Annotated in this window: 24 protein-coding genes and 1 pseudogene; 17 read left to right on the top strand and 8 right to left on the bottom strand. The window is 59.4% G+C overall.

The genetic code is table 11. The features are described 5' to 3' along the window. Positions 1-231: 231 nt before the first annotated feature. The 4 genes and pseudogenes from DBIPINDM_RS42900 (at position 232) to DBIPINDM_RS42885 (ending at position 2,413) form a co-directional block, all read left to right on the top strand. Positions 232-441 (top strand): hypothetical protein, encoded by a 210-nt coding sequence (locus DBIPINDM_RS42900; RefSeq protein ID WP_258589658.1) that lies wholly within the window; start codon positions 232-234, stop codon positions 439-441. 31 nt (positions 442-472) lie between these two features. Beyond that, positions 473-637 carry a hypothetical protein gene (locus tag DBIPINDM_RS42895; RefSeq protein ID WP_258589657.1) on the top strand — a complete coding sequence of 55 codons (165 nt, stop codon included), beginning with the start codon at positions 473-475 and terminating at the stop codon, positions 635-637. 49 nt (positions 638-686) lie between these two features. Then, positions 687-1,825: pseudogene (locus DBIPINDM_RS42890) on the top strand (L,D-transpeptidase family protein). A gap of 222 nt (positions 1,826-2,047) precedes the next feature. Continuing rightward, a complete protein-coding gene (locus tag DBIPINDM_RS42885) occupies positions 2,048-2,413 on the top strand; it encodes a response regulator (RefSeq protein ID WP_258589656.1) in 366 nt (121 codons plus the stop codon). A gap of 87 nt (positions 2,414-2,500) precedes the next feature. Here DBIPINDM_RS42885 and DBIPINDM_RS42880 read toward each other — a convergent pair whose 3' ends face one another. Beyond that, positions 2,501-3,511 carry a sensor histidine kinase gene (locus DBIPINDM_RS42880; RefSeq protein ID WP_258589655.1) on the bottom strand — a complete coding sequence of 337 codons (1,011 nt, stop codon included), beginning with the start codon at positions 3,509-3,511 and terminating at the stop codon, positions 2,501-2,503. Between the two features lie 531 nt (positions 3,512-4,042). Continuing rightward, a complete protein-coding gene (locus DBIPINDM_RS42875; protein ID WP_258589654.1) occupies positions 4,043-4,525 on the bottom strand; it encodes a DUF982 domain-containing protein in 483 nt (160 codons plus the stop codon). Between the two features lie 292 nt (positions 4,526-4,817). Between DBIPINDM_RS42875 and DBIPINDM_RS42870 the strand changes: the two genes are divergently transcribed. Together DBIPINDM_RS42870 and DBIPINDM_RS42865 are read left to right on the top strand one after the other, a co-directional pair. Further along, positions 4,818-5,222: a host attachment family protein gene (locus tag DBIPINDM_RS42870; RefSeq protein ID WP_258589653.1), complete on the top strand. Its 405-nt coding sequence runs from the start codon at positions 4,818-4,820 to the stop codon at positions 5,220-5,222. Positions 5,223-5,306: 84 nt separating this feature from the next. Beyond that, positions 5,307-5,810 carry a hypothetical protein gene (locus tag DBIPINDM_RS42865; RefSeq protein WP_258589652.1) on the top strand — a complete coding sequence of 168 codons (504 nt, stop codon included), beginning with the start codon at positions 5,307-5,309 and terminating at the stop codon, positions 5,808-5,810. A 62-nt stretch (positions 5,811-5,872) separates the two neighbouring features. On the opposite strand, the gene DBIPINDM_RS42860 is transcribed toward DBIPINDM_RS42865, so the two are convergent. Further along, complete coding sequence (locus tag DBIPINDM_RS42860; RefSeq protein ID WP_258589651.1) at positions 5,873-6,343, bottom strand: hypothetical protein; 471 nt, start codon at positions 6,341-6,343, stop codon at positions 5,873-5,875. Positions 6,344-6,927: 584 nt separating this feature from the next. On the opposite strand from DBIPINDM_RS42860, the gene DBIPINDM_RS42855 reads away from it, so the two are divergent. The 5 genes from DBIPINDM_RS42855 (at position 6,928) to tnpC (ending at position 10,546) form a co-directional block, all read left to right on the top strand. Next, positions 6,928-7,143, top strand: coding sequence for a hypothetical protein (locus DBIPINDM_RS42855; protein ID WP_136619709.1), 216 nt, complete (start codon positions 6,928-6,930; stop codon positions 7,141-7,143). A 520-nt stretch (positions 7,144-7,663) separates the two neighbouring features. Continuing rightward, on the top strand, positions 7,664-7,894 hold the full coding sequence (locus DBIPINDM_RS42850) for a hypothetical protein (RefSeq protein ID WP_258589650.1): 231 nt from the start codon (positions 7,664-7,666) through the stop codon (positions 7,892-7,894). A gap of 218 nt (positions 7,895-8,112) precedes the next feature. Further along, complete coding sequence (gene tnpA, locus DBIPINDM_RS42845) at positions 8,113-8,586, top strand: IS66-like element accessory protein TnpA (RefSeq protein ID WP_258580855.1); 474 nt, start codon at positions 8,113-8,115, stop codon at positions 8,584-8,586. Beyond that, positions 8,567-8,920, top strand: a complete 354-nt coding sequence (tnpB, locus tag DBIPINDM_RS42840; protein WP_014761846.1) for an IS66 family insertion sequence element accessory protein TnpB — start codon at positions 8,567-8,569, stop codon at positions 8,918-8,920. The genes tnpA and tnpB overlap by 20 nt, the downstream gene beginning before the upstream one ends. A gap of 54 nt (positions 8,921-8,974) precedes the next feature. Next, the gene (gene tnpC / locus DBIPINDM_RS42835) at positions 8,975-10,546 is read left to right on the top strand and encodes an IS66 family transposase (protein WP_258581801.1); all 1,572 of its coding nucleotides are present in this window, start codon (positions 8,975-8,977) and stop codon (positions 10,544-10,546) included. Positions 10,547-10,660: 114 nt separating this feature from the next. On the opposite strand, the gene DBIPINDM_RS42830 is transcribed toward tnpC, so the two are convergent. Both DBIPINDM_RS42830 and DBIPINDM_RS42825 read right to left on the bottom strand, forming a co-directional pair. After that, positions 10,661-11,029: a hypothetical protein gene (locus DBIPINDM_RS42830; protein ID WP_258589649.1), complete on the bottom strand. Its 369-nt coding sequence runs from the start codon at positions 11,027-11,029 to the stop codon at positions 10,661-10,663. A gap of 350 nt (positions 11,030-11,379) precedes the next feature. Continuing rightward, positions 11,380-12,663: an NRAMP family divalent metal transporter gene (locus DBIPINDM_RS42825; protein ID WP_258589648.1), complete on the bottom strand. Its 1,284-nt coding sequence runs from the start codon at positions 12,661-12,663 to the stop codon at positions 11,380-11,382. A gap of 650 nt (positions 12,664-13,313) precedes the next feature. Between DBIPINDM_RS42825 and DBIPINDM_RS42820 the strand changes: the two genes are divergently transcribed. The 5 genes from DBIPINDM_RS42820 (at position 13,314) to DBIPINDM_RS42800 (ending at position 16,267) form a co-directional block, all read left to right on the top strand. After that, a complete protein-coding gene (locus tag DBIPINDM_RS42820) occupies positions 13,314-13,751 on the top strand; it encodes a curlin (protein WP_258589647.1) in 438 nt (145 codons plus the stop codon). A gap of 69 nt (positions 13,752-13,820) precedes the next feature. Then, on the top strand, positions 13,821-14,222 hold the full coding sequence (gene csgH / locus DBIPINDM_RS42815; protein WP_258589646.1) for a curli-like amyloid fiber formation chaperone CsgH: 402 nt from the start codon (positions 13,821-13,823) through the stop codon (positions 14,220-14,222). A 172-nt stretch (positions 14,223-14,394) separates the two neighbouring features. Continuing rightward, the gene (locus DBIPINDM_RS42810; protein ID WP_258589892.1) at positions 14,395-14,808 is read left to right on the top strand and encodes a curlin; all 414 of its coding nucleotides are present in this window, start codon (positions 14,395-14,397) and stop codon (positions 14,806-14,808) included. 409 nt (positions 14,809-15,217) lie between these two features. Next, the gene (locus DBIPINDM_RS42805) at positions 15,218-15,493 is read left to right on the top strand and encodes a hypothetical protein (protein ID WP_258589645.1); all 276 of its coding nucleotides are present in this window, start codon (positions 15,218-15,220) and stop codon (positions 15,491-15,493) included. Positions 15,494-15,868: 375 nt separating this feature from the next. Then, positions 15,869-16,267 (top strand): YybH family protein, encoded by a 399-nt coding sequence (locus DBIPINDM_RS42800; RefSeq protein ID WP_258589644.1) that lies wholly within the window; start codon positions 15,869-15,871, stop codon positions 16,265-16,267. Positions 16,268-17,089: 822 nt separating this feature from the next. On the opposite strand, the gene DBIPINDM_RS42790 is transcribed toward DBIPINDM_RS42800, so the two are convergent. Next, positions 17,090-18,079 (bottom strand): acetylserotonin O-methyltransferase, encoded by a 990-nt coding sequence (locus DBIPINDM_RS42790; RefSeq protein WP_258589643.1) that lies wholly within the window; start codon positions 18,077-18,079, stop codon positions 17,090-17,092. Positions 18,080-18,294: 215 nt separating this feature from the next. Between DBIPINDM_RS42790 and DBIPINDM_RS43830 the strand changes: the two genes are divergently transcribed. After that, positions 18,295-19,536, top strand: coding sequence for a hypothetical protein (locus tag DBIPINDM_RS43830; protein WP_416361819.1), 1,242 nt, complete (start codon positions 18,295-18,297; stop codon positions 19,534-19,536). 1,251 nt (positions 19,537-20,787) lie between these two features. Here DBIPINDM_RS43830 and DBIPINDM_RS42770 read toward each other — a convergent pair. Continuing rightward, positions 20,788-20,973 carry a hypothetical protein gene (locus DBIPINDM_RS42770; protein WP_258589640.1) on the bottom strand — a complete coding sequence of 62 codons (186 nt, stop codon included), beginning with the start codon at positions 20,971-20,973 and terminating at the stop codon, positions 20,788-20,790. Positions 20,974-21,270: 297 nt separating this feature from the next. After that, positions 21,271-21,459, bottom strand: coding sequence for a DUF3606 domain-containing protein (locus tag DBIPINDM_RS42765; RefSeq protein WP_258589639.1), 189 nt, complete (start codon positions 21,457-21,459; stop codon positions 21,271-21,273). Positions 21,460-21,713 lie beyond the last annotated feature (254 nt).

Below are 21,713 nucleotides of genomic sequence, written 5' to 3'. Positions count from 1 at the left end.
CAATTTCATGAAGGCCACCATCTTCAGCACCGATCGTCGCTGGATAGACATGGCAACGGGGGCAATCCGCATTGGACTCATCGGCTGCGGCTTCTACGCGCAAAACCATTTGCATGGGTGGAAGGATCTTGCGAGCGAAGGCGCAGCGCTTGCCGCTGTCTGCGACGTCGATCCCACCAAGGCGGAAACGACCGTGCTCTCAGCGCTCCGTTCTATACGGACGTCGCAACCATGCTTGCCATCGACCGGCTTGACGCCGTCGACATCGTTGCCCGCCACGACACACACCCGCGAGCTTTGCGAGCTGGTGATAGCAAGGCGTCGCCCACCATCGTGCAAAAACAGTTCGCGCCGACCTGGGAAGAGACTGCGTCGAGTATTATTGCGATTTCATTGCGAAAATTGGTGACGGTATGGAGTCCCGGAACGCGACTGTCGTGACCCCTCGAAATCCTAGAAATGGGGCAGATACTTGAGCGTTCCGGTGCCTGGGTCACTGTTCGCGCTTTTTCACACCGGAAGCATCGGCACACGGCGGATCATTGCAAAGCTCAAGCATTTGAGAATCAATGAGCGCCGCGCCGACCGCAGGTCTGATGAGGCGACGCTAGATGAAGGCGAGGGAGTTCTGATCTGATTTGTCGTTAGAACGCGGATATTAAGAAAGCGGTAGCCAATCCGGAAGAATGTCGCTTGCGGCCTCTTTTCGTCCGCTGGCAGGAGCACTCCCCATGCGTCGCGGCCTCAGCTTACCTGCACTCACCTTTGCCGCCAGCACGGCGCTCGGCCTTTTCCCGGCGACGTTCGTCATGTCATCGGCGACAGCCTCGTCATTGCTTACTCCCGAGGCCATCAACGCAGCAGCACTGGACGCAATCCCGCCGACCTATGAGCCTGCGTCTTCGCAGGTCGACCCGTTGACGACCAGCAGTACCTTCAAGGTCGGTTTCGCCGGCCCTTCCACCGAGTTTATCCCACCCCACGTTGGCGACACACCCTCCCCCTCTATTGTCCGGTTGCAGGTATTGCTCGACCGGGCGGGAGCGTCGCCGGGAGTTATTGACGGGCTCGACGGCGGCAACCTACGGCACGCCATCGCAGCCTTTGAGATGATGCGTGGCCTTCCGGTCGACGGGAAGGTCGGGCCGCAGGTCATCGGCGCCATAGACGCGGACAAGCAGGTGATCGGCAGCTATGTCGTCACGGCCGACGACCTTTCGACGGTGGTGGGCGCCATTCCGAAGGACTATGCCAAAATGGCCGAGATGAAGTATCTCGGCTATGCTCGTGCAAGCGAGGCCCTGGCCGAGCGCTTCCACATGGACGAGGATTTTCTAACGTCACTCAATCCGGGCGCGACCTTCGCCGAGGGCGAAACTATTTCCGTGGCCGATCTCGGCTCAGGCAAGCGCGGGAAAGCTGTCAGGCTGGAAGTGGACAAGGCAGAGGGCCAGGTTCGCGCCTATGCGGAAGACCGCTCTCTTCTGGCGGCCTATCCCGCTACCATTGGCAGCGAGGAGACCCCATCCCCGTCCGGAACATATACGGTTAGGGCGGTGGTCTCGAACCGACCTACACCTACAATCCCAAGCTCAATTTCAAACAGGGTAACAACGACAAGGTACTGACCCTTCCCCCCGGCCCTAATGGTCCCGTCGGAACGGTTTGGATTGAACTCTCCGAACCGAGCTTCGGTATCCACGGCACCCCTGAGCCCGCCCGTATCGACAAGACCGGCTCGCATGGCTGTGTTCGCCTGACGAATTGGGATGCCCAGGGACTTGGCAAGCTTCTCAGTCGCGGCGTGCCAGTCCAGTTCCTGTGAGCGGCGACGACAATCTTGGCCGTTAGACCTTCGACTTGGACTCATGGCGGGAACATTGCTTGGTTCTCTCCGTCAGCGGAGTCGCAATCTTCGTGCCCGTCGACGCTAATATCCATGAGCTTCGGCGTTTTGGCGCTAAATGCTTGTATTGCATGTTTTTGTGGAGCGATCTGGGCACAAGAGAGTTGTGGACCGCCAGCATCATTTTGGCAGGAGGGTCCATTGGCGCCTAGCATCTGCGTGTTGGTTGTCGAGGACGAGCCGCTAATCCGCATGGATATCGTGGATTTCCTGATCGGCGAGGGTTTCGAGGTATTGGAGGCTGCCAATGCCGATGAGGCAATCGACTTGCTCGAAGCCAATGCCCAGATCCAGATCATGTTCACCGACATCGACATGCCGGGGAGCATGGATGGCATAAAGCTTTCCGCTGCTGTTCGCGACCGCTGGCCACCCATCAGGATCGTGGCGACATCAGGCCACCGTGCGGTGTCGGTAACAGACCTTCCGAAAGGCAGCCTGTTTTATGCTAAGCCGTACGACAACGCAGCCATCGCAACAAGTCTACGCGACCTGGTCTCAACTTGACATGCCAGCCGGCTAGTCCTCCGCCTCTATGGCTTGGGCAGGTCGTTTCTCGATCACCTGCTTAGGCCTCTGAAGGCCAGCGCGGGGTTATTGTGCGAGCCGTTCCGGCTGGACCTTCAGCGTGACGACCAGGCCCTGCTTTGACCAGTCATAAGCGATCGAGCCACGCAGATGCCCGGTTACGCTGCGCTCGACCAATCTGCTGCCGTAGCCGGGCGGGCCCGCAGGTGTCTCAACGAGGGGTCCACCACTTTCTGTCCAGACGATCGTGACGGCGTCATCGTGCGCCGAGCACGAAACATCCAGCGTCCCTGCCTCGGCCGACAGGGCACCGTATTTGAGCGAGTTGGTTGCAAGTTCATGGATGATAAGCGCGAGGATAGTTGCCGAGGATTCACCGACGCTCATCCTTGGTACCGACACCCTGATGCGGCCGCTGAACGCTCCCAGATCGTCATAAGGCGCGAGCAGTACCGTAAGCAGATCGCCAAGCAGGGCCGAGGCGGCCTCGGTCTGCCCGGGCACCGGCCGCACCAGATCATGGGCTCGCCCCAAGGCAGTCAGCCGCTGAGTAAGCTCGCGCGCCATATCGTTGGTGGTGTTCGTCGAACGCGAGGTAATGGCTGTAAGGCCGGAGGCTATGGTGAGCAGGTTCTTGACGCGATGGCTCATTTCGCCAGCCAGCAGCTCACGGCTTTCTTCCGCCTGTTTGCGGCCGGTCACATCAATGAAGATGCCGAACATCAGCCGCTGGACTATCCCTTCGTCGTCGCCTTGACCACGCGCGGAAATCCATTTGAGTTCGTCGCCGATCATCATCCGGAAGTCGATCTCATAGGGGCCGACAATCGCTCGCGTGGCGTTGAAGGCCGCGCGCACTCGGTCGCGATCCGCAGGATGGATGTGCGCGGAAAGGTCTTCAAACTTGACGTCTGTGGTGCGCGGGATGCCCCAAAGGTCATAGGCGCGGTCATCCATGGCCAACGCGTCGCTATCCACGTTCCATGACCACAGGGCGACCCCTGCGGCTTCGATGGCTCGGACCAGGTTCTTGGGTTCCCAAAGGAGGGGCTTTAGATTTTCCGCGGTTGTCGTCATGGAAACTCGCAAGGATGTCGAAAAAGGAACGGTTGTGACGTCATAAACAAGCGGCTGGCGGTTCTATTAGCCCAATTCATCCGGCATATGAGAAAAAACCGCAGATCATGCCGCGAGTTTTATCGCCCCTGACCATACTTGAGGCACGGCTGTTTCACCCTCAGTTCCCAATCAACCAATCCTAGCGCAGGAGTGGCTATGTGGGCCCTGGGCAAGCCTCCTTGGCGAAAGCCTGCGCGCCTTCTACAAAGGGCGATGAAAAATTCACAACCTGTATATGTAGTCTACCATCCGCCAATGAACGGCTCCCATACCTGGCGGTCGTTCTGGCACCTGACGGAACTGCGATCGCAACGCGTTTCGACACGGCCGAAGAGGCCTCTGCATTCAACAATCAAACGGCTATGAGGCTGCACGGCGACGGCATCAGGCACTGAACGCCAACCTACCGAGATTGTGGGCCTAGCCCGGGGTCCTCACCGTCAGCCTAGGCGGCGCCCTCCTTCCGGAACATTGCCAGATTCCGGCGTCTCAGCGCTGCGCCTTCAATATTCTGGCCTCTCGCAGCAGTGATCCACGATCAGTACCGACCATATCGATCAGCTCGCGCGCCTGGGCTTCCGTAATCCCGGTTTCGCGCGCTAGGAAACGGATGAGAAAGTCTTCTTGCTCCTCCCTGTGCCCACGATCCCGTCGTTTCTCGTCGACGATGTATGACGATTTTGGCTGTTCTATCGAACGCGGCGATGGAGCGTCCTCGTTGTCATGCACGCCTTGCACGGTCAGCCCTGCCTCCTCCGCAGCCGCCAAAAACGCCTGCCGGGCATTTTCCACCTCCTCCTCTGAAGTCAGTGAGCCTGTGCAAGCCCGCAGCGCGTCCCGGTATCTTGAGCCATGCTCTTCAGGCCACTTCTCCATCAGCAAGATCGCAGCCTCGGATGCACTAGACAACCTGCGAAGTTCTCCATTTGGCAACTCAACCGTCACTGGAACCCTGAAAAAAGCATCGTGCATCGCGTCATCCCTGTCCCCACCATCTCTCAGCGAACGGGGCGCGACGACATTCGTTCCAGCGCGACATATAATGCGGCCTATCCGTCCAACATCAGGCAGCTGATGCCGGATCACAATGAAGCCCCGTGCTATTTGGGGGGGGCGGCCGGTCGGCGCGGCCCCCAGGCGGCCGGGCGTCGACGAAAGGCTCAGATCCAAGCATCCATTGGCGGCTTGGGGCGTTAAGAGTGACGTCAGCAGGCCCCCCAAACCGATTAGCCAAGGGCTGGCGCAATCTCGGAGAACATTACACATGGATATTCCTAAAGGCGCGACCGTTGCAGTGGCCGATGGCGAGAGGCTCAATCTGTTCCGCAATTCAGGAGACGAAGCCAATCCAAAACTGACGGCCTCGGTCGTGGAAGACGTGGCAAACGAGAACAAGGGATCCGGTGCGCGTCATCAGAGCAGCTCCGCCAATCCGGACAACAGTCAGATCGAGGAGGACAGTTTCGCCGCCGGAACCGCCGATCTGCTCAACCGACAGGTCCTCGGCGGGCAAATCGCCAACCTGATCATCATCGCCGCTCCGCGAACGCTTGGCGAACTGCGCAAGCACTATCATCAGAAATTATCGGACGTTCTGATTGGCGAAATCGCCAAGGATCTCACCGGCCATTCGGCCCAGGAGATCGAGAAGGCAGTTGCCAGCGCCTAGGCGCATCATCGACAGGAACTCAAATCTGCATCGCGCCTGCGCTATGATCGTCTTCGCGCCTGCGCCGAATTGAAGGACTTTATCATGACAAAATCCATTGGATGGCTGGCCGCAGCAGTGCTTTGCATTGGAGCGCCTGCTCAGGCCGCTGACGGCGCCTTTCTGAAATCGTTTGCCGGCAACTGGGTTGGCAAGGGCACGGTCAAAGTCGACGCCGATTCCCAACCCATCAAAATCAACTGCAAATTTGCATCTGACGCGACGGAAAGCTCTTTGGCGCTTAACGGCAAGTGTACAGGTTACGTGGTGTTCTCGCGGGCGATCGGCGCCGACGTGAAGACGAATGGCAAAACCTATACGGGCATATACACCGGATCGAGCACCGGCCCGGCCGGCCTCAGTGGCAGTCGCTCAGGCAACGCACTGGTCCTCGGCATCCATTGGGCAAAAGAAGTCAATGGCGACCGTGCCGCCCAGCTAAGGCTCGAAAAAGTTGGCGACAATGGGATGCGATTGACGACGATCGATAAAGACCCGGCAACCGGCAAAACCATTGTGATCAGTCGGATTGATCTCAGCCGCTCCTAGCGTGTTTGGTTGGCCAAGATCCGGCGCCTCGCTAGTGGGAAGACGGGCTGCCGCGCCGACTATTACGTGAGCTCGTAGTAAAAAGCGCAAATCAAATCCGCGACTTTGACGGCTTCAAAGTCAGTCATGTGCGCGGCTGTCTCAACAGCCACGGCCTCCATATCGTCCTGATCGATTGCCAGAAGATCCAGTATCTTTGCAAACTTGAACTTGAGCTCCCGGTCCCCAGCAAATTCATCGATAGTGACGTGCAAAATGTTCACATTTGCGTCGATCAATCGCGTTTGTATGGCGTCGGCAGAGGCTGCTAGCGTGCGAATTGCCGCGAAAAAGTGCTCTCGCGCATTGGCGTATTTATCGTCCATTTTGATACCTTCAAAGTTGAAAAGCTGCGCCCTGGACGTGATGCGCGAACCGGGACTTACGCGTTTGGCATAGGCGGAGTCAACAATGGCGGCCTTCCCGTACTGGTCAGTTTGAAATTCAGGGCTTTGCGAATTAACAGCCGGGCTTCCCGCATGAACGACGGCCAATTGGCGCTGCCCAAAACAGCTGACAAGCTCGCGAGCTTCCGCTTCAGTGATGCCTGCTTCTCTGACAAGACCGTGAACTACCGGGCCGTCCCTGCGAATCGGGTTCGTCAGCCATCGGGTGGCCCTACCACAAGGGGTCGGTTCATATGTCTTTGTTAATAGACGCGTCTGGCCGATTTTGCCTACTGAACCGTCGCCTGCTTTCGAACGGCATAGGGGCGATTGAAAGAGTCGATCGCTTTCGCCCTAGCGCAAAAGGGGAGTTGGCCATGCCATTCACGGGAATAGCGGAACCGGAACAGCTTAGCATGCTTGGCCAGGCGTTGGAGGAGTATTGCCTCACCCATGGTATTTCGGACGTGCAAGGCCGTGACGATGCCGCTTGGCTGATCATGTCAGCATATACGAACGGCTGTGGGCGGCGCTTGAGACGGAAGAGCGCCGCCAAGCTTAGGCGTTTTACGCCTCTTATGCGCCGCGCAATTTCGGCTGTCTCGGGGACATGGGCCAATACTCCTGGAACGGCTGGACGGTATGCGAGCCTGCGGATAAAATGCTGTTGACCGACAGGATATACAGCACCGATGGACAGCAAGCGGCTCGACCACAAACTGGACTGCAAAGCGTGCGGGACGATCCTGTTGGACATCCCGAACAACGCGGAGGAGCACACGGCCATTCATTGCAGCCAGTGTGGCGCGTATCTCGGGGAATGGGGAGAACTGCAGGATGATTTTCACAAGCAGGCCGGAGACACGCAGGCCTTCGACCTGAACCACGGCAATATCGTGAAGAAGTAGTCCCATCAGACGTAACGGATCGCTTCTGGTCGAATATGCCGCGGCAGAGCGCGCCGTTGCGTGCCTCGCCGCGCAAATGCTTCATGGTCCGGGCTTGGCCCTAGTTGGCAGCAGCCTTGTGGGCCGCGGTGGCATCCCGGGACCGCTTGCCATAATTGCCACGTCTCGATAGCATTGATGAAAGCCCAGCCAACATGGCGTGCCTTTCTTGCCCATGAGGTAAGAGTTTCGGTGTCGCGCTCGCAAGGGCTATGGCTTGTGGCGATCAACCCGTTAGGAATCGGCGTGGCCGTGGCGGCAGCATTGAAGCCAATGGACGACAACGCCGGTGACACGACGAGCTTTGGCAAGTGCGCTTCGCTCGTGAGAAGCCGCCGCCATCCAAAAGAAAACTGCATCCGAACGTTCAGTCGGCATACTGCTGGCCCCTGGGCGAGCCCGACACTAGTTGGCATCGCCTGGAACATAACCCGCATCGACTCGTTCCGTGAGAAACGCACGGCTACCCAGGGGATAAGTAGTGTCGAATCCAGTCGATCAAATCTTCGTCGTCACGGCCTTTGATCTGAACGAGAGCGGAGTTCTGATCCCCTCCTATAAGCCCGCACAGCCTGAAAGCGAAAAGGACGCGATCGCTTTGGCATCCGCACTTGCTGGCAAGCACGCCGGTGTGATTGCGTGGAGCAAACCTGCCGGAGGAACCACGAAGAAGGTGCTGTTTCAAAGAGGCGACGTCGGTGAATTGGAATGACGACGCATCAACGACCCTGCCAGCCATGAAGAGTCTGCCAGGCTCTTGCAACTTCAGCCGCTAGAAACGCGTGAACGCCTTCATGGACGTAGAACACTCGGCGACCCGCGGCACTACGACTTCACGCAGTTGAAATGTAAGCGCGAATTTCCCCGCACCTTTTGCTGTTGAGTGCTCTGATGCATGAGGTGTCCACCCAAATAGGTGGACACCTTGTGATGGAAGAAGATGATCAGAAATTGCAGGTAAGGCTTGTTGGTCGGAACGGGCGACGCCGATACGACCCTGCATCGAAGGACCGTCTTGTCTCGGCCTGCCTTGAGCCTGGCGTGTCGGTATCGAGGCTTGCGCTCGAACATGGGGTCAATGCGAACCTTCTTCGGAAGTGGATAAAGAAGCGCACTGAGACCCAGTCCCTCCCGCCGTCCTCATCACCGGCGTTCATCCCGGTTCAGATTGAAAGCACTTCCGATCGGGTCTTGCTGCGACAGAGCAGCATGGCTGCGGTGGATTTGCCGGCGACCTGTGATGAAGTGCATGGGTCGGAAGCCAAAAGGGCTGCGCTTTTTTCCTCTCCAGCCAAGGTGAGCGCGTCACTGCCGAACGGCGTGAAGTTGACGCTGGAATGCGGTGATGTGGATGCATTGACGGCGACCATCGGAGCACTGGGTCATGTTCAGACTGGGCGCTGACCTGAAAGTCTACCTGCACCGCGAGCCGATCGACTTCCGGGCCGGCATCAACAGCCTTGCGGTTCTGGTCCAAGAGACGATGGCGCTCGATCCGTTTGCTCCAGCGGTTTTTGCCTTCTGCAATCGCCGTCGCGACCGGATGAAGCTCTTGTTCTTTGACCGGTCCGGCTTCGTGCTGGTCCTGAAGCGGCTGACCGAGGACAAGTTCCGGTGGCCGCGCCGGGAGGCAGCGGTGGTCACGCTTACGACCGAGCAATTGCACTGGATCCTCGACGGCATCGATATCGATGCGATGGTCCGCCATCCGGTGCGGCAATATCAGGTTGCCGGTTGAGGGCTCTCGAATTGAGCGATTGACGCGCCGGCATGCTTTCGATTCAAGAATCTGATGAATCGACCCGGCGAACCGACTGTTGAAGAGTTGATGGCGCGTATTGCTGCGCTTCGGGCGGAGAACCGTCAACTCACCGAACGCGTCGTCAAACTCGAGGAAGAGCTGGCGCTTGCACGACTGCATCGTTTTGCGCCGCGCAGTGAAAAACACATTGACCGCCTCTTCAATGAAGCCGAACAGGCCGCGGATGAGGACGCCGCCGACAACGAAGATGGCGATGTCGTTGTCCTGCCGGACACGGGCTTGCCGGCGAGCGAAGGGGCGACGGGAAAGAAGCGCGGCCGCAAGGCCTTGCCGGAAAACCTGCCGCGCGAGCGTGTCGAGTATGACCTTCCCGACGCCCAGAAGGCTTGTCCTTGCTGCCGTCACCAGATGCATCGCATGGGCGAGACCGTTACCGAGCAACTTCATATCGAGGTGAAGGCGAAGGTCCTGCAGAATGTGCGGTTCAAATATGCTTGCCGTCATTGCGACCGCACCGGGATCAGCACGCCGGTCGTGACCGCGCCGATGCCCACGCAACCTTTGCCGGGCAGCATCGCTACGGCCTCGACGCTGGCCTTCGCGCTCGTTCATAAGTATGTCGACGGCACACCGCTCTACCGCCTGGCGCAGGCATTCGAGCGCGCCGGCGTTCCTGTCAGCCGAGGCGCTCTGGGCCACTGGGTGATCGGCTCGAGCGAAAAGCATCTCTCCCGCATCTATGACGCGCTGAAGCTGCGGCTCAGATCGCAGCCCCTCATCCATGGTGACGAGACCACGGTCCAGGTGCTGAAGGAAATGGACAGAGAGGCCGCCAGCACCTCGTACATGTGGGCATACCGGAGCGGCCAGGACAGTGACGAGCCGATCGTGCTGCTCGAATATCAGCCGGGCCGCGGCCAGATACACCCGCAGGCCTTCCTCGGCGATTACCGCGGCATCGTGATGAGCGACGGCTATTCCGCCTGGCGCACGCTGGAAGGGGCAACGCATCTTGGATGCATGGCCCATTCCAGGCGGCGCTTCGTCGATGCCCTAAAGGCGAGGAAGAAAGGCGGCGGGCCGCCGGAACAGGCACTCCGGTTCTTCGAACAGCTCTACCGAGTTGAAAGGCAGGCGCGGAACGAAATCCCCGATGACGGCGAAACGCGAGATCACTGCATTCGCCGCTTCCGCCAGCAACATAGTGTCCCCATCCTCCATGCTCTCAAGGCATGGCTCGACGACATCGCCCCAAAAGTCTTGCCGGACAGCAAGCTCGGCGACGCCGTCTCCTACACCCTGAACCAATGGGGATATCTGACGCGTTACACCGAGGACGGCAGCATGCCGATCGACAACAATCTTCTGGAGCGCGACATCAGGATTTTTGCAACTGGCAGGAAGAGTTGGTTGTTCAGCGATACTGTCGACGGAGCCAAGGCCAGCGCCATCGTCTACAGCCTGATGTTAACCTGCCGCGCCTGTGGCGTCGAGCCGTTAGCGTGGTTGCGCCACGTCCTCACTGAACTGCCTCAGCGCCCCGAGAACGTGGCTATCGACGATCTCCTGCCCTTCAACTTCCTCAAAGCCGCCGCAGCCTGACCCGACGCGTCCGTCTGAAAGCGATCAGTTGTTGCAAGGGCCGTCAATGTGCGGGGAAATGAGCGCTTACGTTGAAATGAATGCCTATCAACCATTCACTGGACTAAACACAGCTTACCAGCCGCTCTGCGGTGCGATGTCCATCTGGTAGATGCCTGGGCAGTGGGCGTCGAGCCAATCCCCGTGAGCTTGGCAGCATGCAGGAAACGCTTGCTCAGTGCCATGAAATGGGGCCTCCGCCGAATACGTGGCGCAGAGAATCCTTGACGAAGTAAACAGGCGAGGCGCTCTTTCAAAATGAACCTTACGACCGGCAGAGCGTTCTGTGGGTTCTAAGGAGAGATCGCGATGGCCTGGGTTTTTGGGGTAGCGTTTGCGCTGGTTTTGTTGTTCGCCGTTCTGCTGGCCGTTACAGCACATCGGGATCTTCAGAGTTCTCCCATTTTTCATCGCCTGCGGCGTCGGCGAACCGACGGCGGACATGACGAATAGTTGTGCTGGGGCGACCTTCTCTCTCCCGATTGCCGCCTGCGTCAGAGGGGGCCGCCCGTTCGCAAGCTGATCCCATCCGCCCCGCTCGAGGCGCAGCCCATCTCCGCTCGCCGGCATTCGCCCGCCTCTCTGCCGCGCGCTCACGCGCCCCCCGAAGGCATGCCGAGGGGCATGCCTTCGGCATGTAACGGGAAAGGAATAGAACCATGACGACCAATGAAACGAGTGCGAGGACCGCAACTGCCAGCAGGGCGGCACAGAGGTGTTCATTCCGCTGAACAAAGTTGAAGAAATGGCCCCGCAACGCGCGCAAGACCTCGCACAGCGAGGCGGGGCCCATATTACCACGTCGCAAAGAGGCCCACCGCAGCCACGGCCATGACCGCAGTGGCAAGCCAGCCGACAATTTTGAGCCCTGTCGGCAGCTGAAAGTCTCCCATGGCCGCGCGCTTGCCCGACAGATGCATCATCATACCCATGACTGGCACAGCCACGACGCCATTGATAACCGCGCTCCAGAACAGAGCCTTAATCGGATCGATCGGCGTGTAATTAAGGGCGACCCCGACCAGGGTCGCCACAGCGATCGCGCTGTAGAAGGCTTTAGCCCGGTGCGGTTTTTTGGCTAATCCCACGTTCCAGCCGAGCGTCTCTCCCAGGGCATAGGCGGAGGAGCCGGCGAGCACGGGCAATGCCAGCAACCCTGTGCCAATAATTCCAAGCGCAAAGACGAAGAACGCAAACGGGCCGGCGATCGGACGAAGCGCTTCGGCCGCCTGCGATGAGGTCTGAATGTCGGTCACGCCGTTGGCGTTCAGCGTCGCTGCGGTAGTCACGATAATAAAGAGGGCAACGGCGTTGGAAATGGCCATACCAAAATAGGTATCGATGCGGATACGTGTCAGTTCTTCTGGGGCCTGTTCGGGAGCGACTTTGAGCGGCGAGGCCTCATCGCGCTCCTTAACCTCCTCCACCTCCTGTCCAGCCTGCCAGAAGAAAAGATAGGGGCTGATCGTCGTCCCAAGAATAGCCACGACAGAAGTGATATATTGGCCGTCAAAGCTGATGTGCGGAACAACCAGATTGTAACCGACCGTCGCCCAGGGGACCTTCGCCACGAAGGCCACGGCGACATAGGCCAGAAGTGACAGTGTGAGCCACTTCAGCACCGACACATAGCGCGCGTAACGCGAGAAGATTTCAAGCAGGACGGTCACGATGCCAAACGCGGCAACGTAAAGCAGCTGCGGCCCGCCAATAATTAGCTTTAGCGCAGCTCCCATTGCTCCCAGGTCGGCGCCTATGTTGATGATATTGGCGACCATGAGCAACGAAACGATGGAAATTCCCACGCTGGCCGGATAGTGCTTTCGCAGATTGCCCGCGATACCTCGACCGGTGACACGGCCGATCCTGGCGCTGATCTCCTGGATCGCGCACATCAGAGGCCAGCTGAACAACATGACCCAGCCCATGCTGTAGCCGAACTGGGCACCGACCTGGGAATAGGTCGCAATGCCGCTTGGATCGTCGTCAGAGGCTCCCGTGATCAGGCCGGGTCCAAGGATGCTAAGCAGTCGCGGCTTGGATGGCCCGACAACCGGGTTTGCTGCATTTGCGTCCACGATTAAACCCCGCCCAATGTAAAAATCCGCCAGCGGATTGCTAAAGGTCCCGATCTAAGATCGGCGGTAGTAATATCTACCGAAAAAATGAGAGCCGCTCGCACCGACCGGGAAGACGATGTTGTGAAGCGGCGACACCAGCATTCAGCTGACCTCAAGAAAGTTGATCCCATTCGCGCTCATCCAAACCAGCCGAACGTAAGGCTAACCATCAACACCGCGACAAGGATTGAGAGCGGCACAGCGACGAACAGCCCTGCCTCTAAGAATCGTGTTTCTTTGTCACTGAACATTAGGCGCGCCTTATGCATCCTTGTTGAACGCCAGGAAGCTGCAAACTCCCGGTTCGGTTCCGTGCACCTACCTTACAAATTAGTATGAATGGTATGGCCGCCCCCTTTGAACAGATGATGGAAGGGCATGGCTGCCAGGTTTTGACAAGTAGTCGAGTGAAGCCTAATTCACCACCGGCCCCGCTCCGGTGGATGTTTCGGCCCGAATGGCGGAAATCCTCTCTAAAGTCTCAATAGTGCGATCCATTAGTCCTTCCTGAACTCCATCTGAACGCAGCCTTCAGCATCGGTTCGAACGGCATTTCGTAAAAGGAAGCCGTTCAACTCGCGGTCCCGTCCGCCAAAGGAGACGCTCTCATGATCCGCATTTCTTTCATCGCAACCGCGCTCGCCGCTCTTGTCGGTATTACCGCCGCCGCCCCGGCCATGGCCAACGACGTGAGCATCGAGCAATATGGCTGGTCGAACTTGGCCGGCGGCGCCCAGAACGGCTTTAAGAACCGTATCCGGGTTTACCAGGACGGCCGCTTCAACACGGTGATCGGCCAGCAGCGCGGCCGCCACAACCTTTCGGCCATCGGCCAGGAAGGGATCGGCAACTACGGCGCCACCTACCAGAACGGCAACCACAACGTAGCCGGCGTCGCCCAGTTCGGCTCCAACGACACCACCATCCTGACCCAGGACGGCAACGGCAACATCGCCGCCGGCGTGCAGGTTGGCCACGGCTGCGATGCCAATGTCAGCCAGGGCGGCAGCGGCAACGTCGCCGCTTTCGTCCAGGCCTGCCCATAAACACGGCAACGGCCGGGCGGCCGTGGAAAGAGTCCGCGGCCGCGGCCAACTCGTGCCAAGGAGACGAACATGCCACGCATCGTCAAGCATCCCCGCCGCGTCATGGCCGCTCTCGCCCTGGTCCTGGTCCCGGCCGGCGCGCTGGCGGCTATGGCCACCGCCGACCAGTCCATTGGTCCGGTGCACTGCGAGATCCGTGTCACGCCGGAAGGCGACATGGTCTCGCTGGAGGCGCTCGCCCGTGCCGACAGAAAGGTGAGCGGCACCTATTCCTTCCATGTCGGAAGCGTCGGCCGGTCCGGCGGCACCAATATCGAGCAGGGCGGCGCCTTCAGCGCCGCGCCCGGCAAGCCTGCCACGCTCGGCGCAGTCACGCTCGACGCGAAGGGCGCCGTCTACGACACCAAGCTCGAGGTCACGGTCGATGGCAAGAGCATCGGCTGCGCCGAGCGGGTCGGCGGCGCGACTTGACCGCATCGCCAGATTTACAAAAAGGGCGTCGGCATTCGGCGCCCTTTTTTATGTGCGCCAGGCCCGGGGGAAAAATGACTGAACGACAGCTGAACGAAGGATTCCGGCAGCGTTCAGCCACGAGATGAGAAGGTTGGCCATAGGCTGGGGCAGCCGGAAAATGGAGATCAAGATGACCCCCAATATGTTCAGAACCCTTACCGCCGCTCTCGTTGCCGGCGGCATCGGCCAGGCGGCGCTGTCTGCGCCGGCTTACGCGGGCGGCTGGGTTTCGGTGACATTTGCTCCCGGCAACGCTCGCGACGCTGGCGCGCTGGCGACTGGCCTGCACGTCTATTCGTTGTATCGCGGCCTGCACGGCGCCAGCATCCGCCAGTTGGGACACGGCAACGCCGCCGGCATCGGACAAAACGGCGGCGGCAATCTCGGCATCATCCAGCAGGAGGGCAACGGCCATTCCGCCACCCTGCAGCAGAACGGCAATGACAACGCCTACGGCATTTTCCAGTTCGGAAGAAACACCGACGCGAATGTTGTTCAGAACGGCGATGATGGCGGCGGCGCCACCTTCAGCTACGGCTGGTAGTGGCCGACGACTGATCGAGAATCGGACCCGCATAATCGTTGCTCGTCGTCAGCGGCTCGCTTGCCTGGCGCCGCCCTCAAGAGCGCCTCCTCGCTATCCAACATGGAGCATGAAGGTGCGCCTGATAAGGCGCTCGGAAATTACACGAACGGGGTGATAGCTTTGAGACGAGATTTTCGTGCGCTTCATACGCCTTCCAGCAGGAGCGATCAGCGCTCGAATATGCCGAGCATGCCTGCAAAATTTTGCCGGGAAAGTGCCTTTTGTAGCTATGCCATTTCAAGGATGTATCGATTTGTGAAGCGGCATCCTAACATTCGCCATTTTTTAGATGCCGCTTATATTGCGTTAAAAACCGCACCTGATCGCAAACGACGGTCGGGGCAAAAGAGTAGGGCAGGATAATTTCATGAGCTTCAAAACTGTCTGTTTCGGTGCACTTGCGTTCACCATTGTCGGCGGCGCGGCGCTTGCCGGCGCACTCGACGAACCCAAGATGATGGCGCCGTTCTTCACCGACGCGGGCATGAAGACGATGAAGCCGGACGCCGATATGAAAAAGGCTTGGGCTGGCATGGCTAAGGCCGATCAGGACAAGATGATGAAGGAATGCAACGACGCAGCGATGAGCAAGCCTCACGCCCAGTTCTGCGAGAAATTGAAGGCACTCGGCGGTTCCAAATAAGCCACGGCTTTCGCTAACGGTATGGTGGCGGGCTATGTCCCGCCATCATCATGTCAGGCTGATTTCTTCTGACGTCCGCTCGACACCGATTCATAGATTTGCGGCTTGACCATCGTGTCATTGCCGGCACTGGGCTCTCGATCGGCCCCTTCTTCGTCGGGAGGTCGGTCGCGCTCAGGAAGACCTGATCTCGATCGGCGTCGCGTCTGCACCAGCCTGTAGGCGGTTTTTAAAATCATTTTACAGATTGATGATTTGAGCCTTCGGATAAGTCGAACATCCTTGATAGCGGCTCGATCATGCTGAACGCCAAAAGCTTCGAAATTCAATCTACCGGATTGTGACAAGGCGCTGCACAGGGAGGACGCGAGGAAGATGAAGGACCGTGAAGACTTCCTGGCGTGGGTGAAGACCTCGCTGTACCAAGCCGAGCTTGCCCTCCACAATGGTGACCCGGCGCCTCGCCGGGCGCTCTGGTCCCATCGTGAGCCGGTCACCGTTCTCGGTGCGTGGCGCAACGCCAACGGTCAAGCCGAGATTGATGACCTCTTCGTCTATCTGGGAAAGAGCTTCTCGAACTGCACGTCCTTCGTCGTCGAGGTGCAGGCGTACGACGTGATCGGCGACATGGCCTACACAGTTGGACTGGAGCGCACGTCCGTCTCGGTCGACGGCAAGCCGCGTACATACACGTTGCGCGTCACTCAGGTCTATCGCCGGGAGGACGGCCAGTGGAGAGTCGTCCACCGTCATGGCGACACCGTGACCGAATGATGGCGGATGACTTCCTCATTGTGGAGGCCTGAGCGAGGTCTTGGGTTTGGCGCCTGCTCAGAGATTTCGAACCCCAAGACGCGAGCGTTCACCCGTCGGGTTTGAATGTCGTGGATCTGGTCAACAAGCCCGAGGCCGAGACCCGGACCGAACGGCAGGGACGCATGGCCGACTATCTCGGCCGCCTGACCGCCTCAACGAGCAGACCTCGGTCATCGTCACCACCACCAGACCTTTGGGAAATGGCCTCCCGTTTTCGGTGATGTCAAGAATGACCACGGCGCGATCGCCTGACCCATCAATGCGATATCGTCGAGACCGGCAACGAGAGAGCTGGCGCTTCAAAACCGCGCCTGACCCTCAGCACCCGGCGATCCAATCCGCCTGCGCAACTGCGACCAGCTCCGACACGTTGGTCCGGAACATCGCAAAATTGTGCCGCTGCGAAACCTGCGGCGGACCAGTGGGCGTTCTTCTGCGGGGCACTGCGATCATGACTGATTCCTCGACCCGTCGGCGGGAAGGGCGAGCGGTACGAAACCTGCGAAATTGGACAGGAACCTGGATGCCGCCGCGCTTCAGAACACGCGCAGGATGTCAGTCCCTGAAAACGGCTACCGGGAGATCAGTCGGGTATTCGGCCCATCCGGCCTATGCCCGCCGGAGACCTTTGTCGGCCTGTGAGCAAACCGCCAGGAATGCGGCGAGGAATCAGGATGGAGAAAGTGCAGACAGAGCATTCATGGTTTCGCTCCCTTAATCAAAACTCGGAGGGACGGCTTCTAGTGTTCGGTTCAGTGCCGCGACGTCGACCATGCCGCGTTAGGCTGGGCAGGCCTCAAGGATGGAAATGGGTCCTCGGGTCTGAATCACTCGTTCAAGGCGCAGCCCTGCGGCGCCGAACAAGCTTGCATATTGGGTCTGCGTTCTCTCCAGGCCGCCAGTGACGGCGAGCATGACCACGTCGATACCCTTGATCTGGTTCGGCTCGTCACCCGGCGGCACGAGCGTTTCGGCCACGAACACCTTGCCGTTCGGCAGCATTGCCTTGCGGCAATTTTGCAGGATCACCGCGGCACGCCTGTTGTCCCAATCGTGAATGACCTTCTTGATGACGTAGACATCACCGGTGGGAACGCTTTCAAAGAAATCACCGGCAACAAATTCGGTGCGCGGCAGGTCGCCTCCGGCACCCTGGCGTGCTGCCGCGACGCCCGAAGGCAGATCGAAAAGCACGCCGTCCAAATGGGGATTGCGAGCCAGGATCACCGAGAGAAGCTGGCCATGTCCCCCGCCAACGTCGACGACCCGCGTGAACGGCTTGAAGTCACAAGCTTCGGTAACGGCCTCGTTGCTGCCTTGGCTCAAGGCGACCATGGCACGCTGAAACAAGGCAGCCTGCTCGGGGTGTGCCGACAGCCAGTCAAACCTTGGGCTGCCGAACACCTTGTCGAAGGCTGGCTTTCCGGTGCGGACAGAATGCATGAGCTGCTCGAAGGCAAGATAGGCCTCGCTGTTGATCATACGAACGAAGTCACGGGGGCCAGGCTGATCGGAGCGCAGCACGGCGCCAACCTCCGTCAACTCAAAATGGCGGGGCAGCACTTCCCTAACGACCCCTTCGGGCGCGAGAAGTCGCATTACACGATAAAGCGCGTCAGCATCTGACTGAGTGGCAGCCGCTAGTTCATCCACCGACTGTTCGCTGGCAGCCAGGAGATCGGGGATGCCGAGTTCGATAATGACGCGCAGTGCCTGTGACACGGCGAATCCGAATCCTAACCTCATGATCTGTTGCGACGGGTTGAGCATGACATCCCTCCAATATGCGCGGAAGTTTAGCAGGCTCTGAATGATGAGTCCTGCATGCCCTGCTTGGATGTTGGTAGCCCTTAGGTAGCTCTGGGCGGGCCTCTATCTGGCAGCAGCCTAATTGCAACAAAGCCCTGACCCGTTATTTCGGTGCCAGTTTATGCTCAGGACGTCTCCTGCCGTCTCCGTGCCGGATCGCCGATAGCAACGTCCACATGCAGGCGGTGCCCCGACCCGGCCCGCTGCGGATCGCATCGCGTCGGGATACCCAAAACCGCTATTTTTTGGACGAAATTCAACCGCAAAGCCGCGCGAGATTGGTTCGCACTGTCTGGGAAACATTTCCGCCCGACGACATCGTCTTCAACAACATCCACAACACCACGATCAATGGCAATGCGCCGGGCGGTCTCACCACCGGCCAGAAGCTCGGCGCCGCCGCAGGCCTGGGCGCGGCCGCGCTCGCGGCCAAGGTTGCGCTGCCGCCGCAGCTGCAGAAAAGGGCCGCGCTGGTCAAGCAGAATCCGAGCGGCCTGCCGGCGAAGCTCGGGCAGGGTGCGGCGCAAGGTCGTCAACCAGGCGGCACCACGCCGATGTCGAAGACGCTACCTGGCGGCAAACTTTCGACTGATCACGCCTTGCCCGGCGCCAACCGCAAGACGCTGCCACTCGTCAACGGCAAGCCGGTGCTCAACAGCCAGACCTTACCCAACGACAAGTCCAGGAACCTGCGCAAGCAGGGTACGATAAGCGGGAACCCGCAGGCTACAGGGAATACAGGCGCCGCTGTGACGACAGGGCAGGGCGCTGGCCAGCAGAACGGAGCCGGCAATGGGCAGGGCAAGAATGGCAAGTTCCGCAAGCCGCCGACCGTCAGCGGTGCACCGGCCGGGCAAGATCTGAACGCTCGGCAGAAGTTCAGGAAGAACACTCCGAACGCGTTGTCCGACCAGAACACCGGCAAGCCGAAGAAGCTGACGCGCAAGGACCTGTCCGCTGGCCAGGCCGTTGTCGTACCGAGCGATCAGGTCCCGGGCAACGGGAACAAGAAAATCCGCAAGCTGCAGAACAGCGGTGGTGGTTCCGTCGGCCCGGAAATCAACGTGCAGCGGAAACCACAGCGCCAGCTCAAGCTGCAGGAAAAGCCGAACGTGCACGTGTTCTCCAAGCCGCAGAAGCCGACGTTTCATGCGCAGCCGAAGCAGGAATTCCACGCCCAGCCGAAGCCCAAGATCCAAGAGCGACGTCTGCCACCGCAGCCCAAGCCGGAGTTCCGTGCCCAGCCGAAGCCCCAGATCCAAGAGCGACGTCTGCCACCACAGCCCAAGCCGGAGTTCCGTGCCCAGCCGAAGCCCCAGATCCAAGAACAGCGCCTGCCGCAGCAGCCCAAGCCGCAGCAGCCGCCAGGTAAGAAGCCGTCCTGCGGGCATCCAGGCGAGCCGGCCTGCGGCAAGTAAGAGCGCTGAAGGCAATCAGGGCGACACAGCCGCGCGAGGTGGGCGGTGAGGCTCGAAATGGAGTGGAAACGAACGGTGTCATCGACGGGATGGACGGTGGGCCACACGGTGTTCAGTCCCGGCATTTGCTGGATCGGATTTAGGATGAAGTGCTCGGGCTCTTTTGCCCAGGTTTTGCAGATGTGTTCGTAGGGTGTGGGCCCTTGAGGGTCTTCAGCACCCGGATGTTTGCTTCCAGCCTTGGCAACCAAAATCCAAGTCGCGCATTTTAGTGAATGCTGTTAGGCCAAATCTCGATGTGCTGTTCTCGCTGCGGTGCCCGCGACCATGATTATGAGCACTGCACGCATCTGAACCATGGTAGCCTATCCGAGGCATCCGCGCCTTCGAACAGGCCCAATGAACGTCCGAAGGAGCAGGTTCCGGTTCGCAATCCAACCGAATCGTGGAATCAGATCGATTATTTGAAACTGACCGAAAATCGTCTACCTGTAGTTCAGATTGGAGCGCTGAAAGTCATCCCATTTGCCCGCCGGTCCCCTCCAGGCGGTCAATAGGGCCGCAAGGTCCGCCGCCCGCTGGCTCCCGGCCAGCGGGCGCCTTTGCACAACAGACCGCCCATTTGACGCGCCGAAACAGGAAGGCCCTTGCGAACTGGTTTGTGCAGCACCTGGCCGCCGACTACAGGAGCATGCTGGGCGGATATCCTCGGCAAGGTGACCGCGATGAAGGTCGTCGAGGCCGAATACGGTATATGCCGATGCGAACTCGGGATGTCATCGCACCGAACGCTACATTGAGGTTCAAGGGTGGCCCACGGTGAACTTGCCGCAAGCAGGGGCGCGACTCGCTGTCGTGCCGATCCAGGGCTATCGCGACACCGCCGCCATCACACCAAGCTGGATGAGCTAATTATCGCGCTGGCAGGACGCGAAACGACGTGATGGGGACTGGAGCATGCAAACCCGCATGGGATCAAATCCCACACGGAGCTCGAACAAAAAGCCAGTGCCGATATTTACCACCAACGCTACTTCGCCGGCAAGCGCCTCCCGCACAAGTAGCGAGGAAGCCGCCGCGAACTCGAAACGCACGGCCCCCGCAGGACGCGACGCGCTTGACAGGACCTCTAACGCTTTGCCACCGTTTCACGCAGCGGCTCGTTGCGGGTCGGCCGCCGATATCTTCTCACCAACTTGACCGTGCTAGTATCGACCGTGAGGCGCCCCAGCACCTGCACTGTGACCCTATTTAGACCTCGTCGACGTGCACAACTTCCCCTTCGAACCTTATCCTGTCGCCAGGCTTCGCTCCGGGATCGACGGTCGAATAGGGGTGCAGAGCCGTCGGAATATGCAGCGACACGCGATCCTCGATGCGCTCGCCAACCGTGGCGATAATCGCCACCTTGTCACCGATACTGATTTCCCGTGCCATGCACAGAATTCTGGAGCAGCGCAGCTGTTCGTCAAGGGATTGCTAATATATGAGGCGGCGATCTGACTAACGCCCGGCCTCGCTGGCTGCCGCCCTGCCGCCTTCAGCTTCTGGATCGTCGCGACAATCGCCGTCGAGCCAGACTGTGCCCTAGCGTCTCATGCAATATGACCTAGCGACGGTCGCGCATGTCTACCGACTTGCCACAGGTTCGGCAGTAGTAGAAATGCCTCCTCTCGTCGGCAAGGTCGCCGTGGTGCTTCCCTTCAATTGGAGGCCCGATATTTGGAACGTCATTCATCGGCTGCCGCGGGCCTTTGCCTCGCGCTCCACAGGCTCACGCTCATTGCCATGCTTTTCTTGGAGGTCCCGAACCTCGGGAATCGCGAGGCCAAATTTGCTGGCGAGGTAGCCCACCTCGTATTCCTCATCCCCCGGCACGCGGTCGCGGTCATGAATATCTCGTTTGGTCTTGTCGTCGCCCATCTCGTTCCTTCTTGCATCCGATGATGCCCAACGCGCATGCCACGCGTTTGTTGCACGCACTCTAACGGTGCGTATTGGCGCAGATAACGACCCTCGGTACCTGCTTCACGATTGGGTCCGCCAACTCGGTCGGAGCCCGCGCTCTCGGCCAGAGGCGCTGGCTTTTTCAGATTTGCGGTCGGGCGGCTGGTCGTCGTTTCCAGTACAGTTGAAAGGACACGCGGCGGAGGACTACCTTTGAATGACCGAGAAGG

This window comes from Mesorhizobium sp. AR02, from assembly GCF_024746835.1.
Lineage (GTDB): Bacteria > Pseudomonadota > Alphaproteobacteria > Rhizobiales > Rhizobiaceae > Mesorhizobium.
Note: the sequence above shows the minus strand (reverse complement) of the source record. Positions and strands in the feature narration are given on the sequence as shown.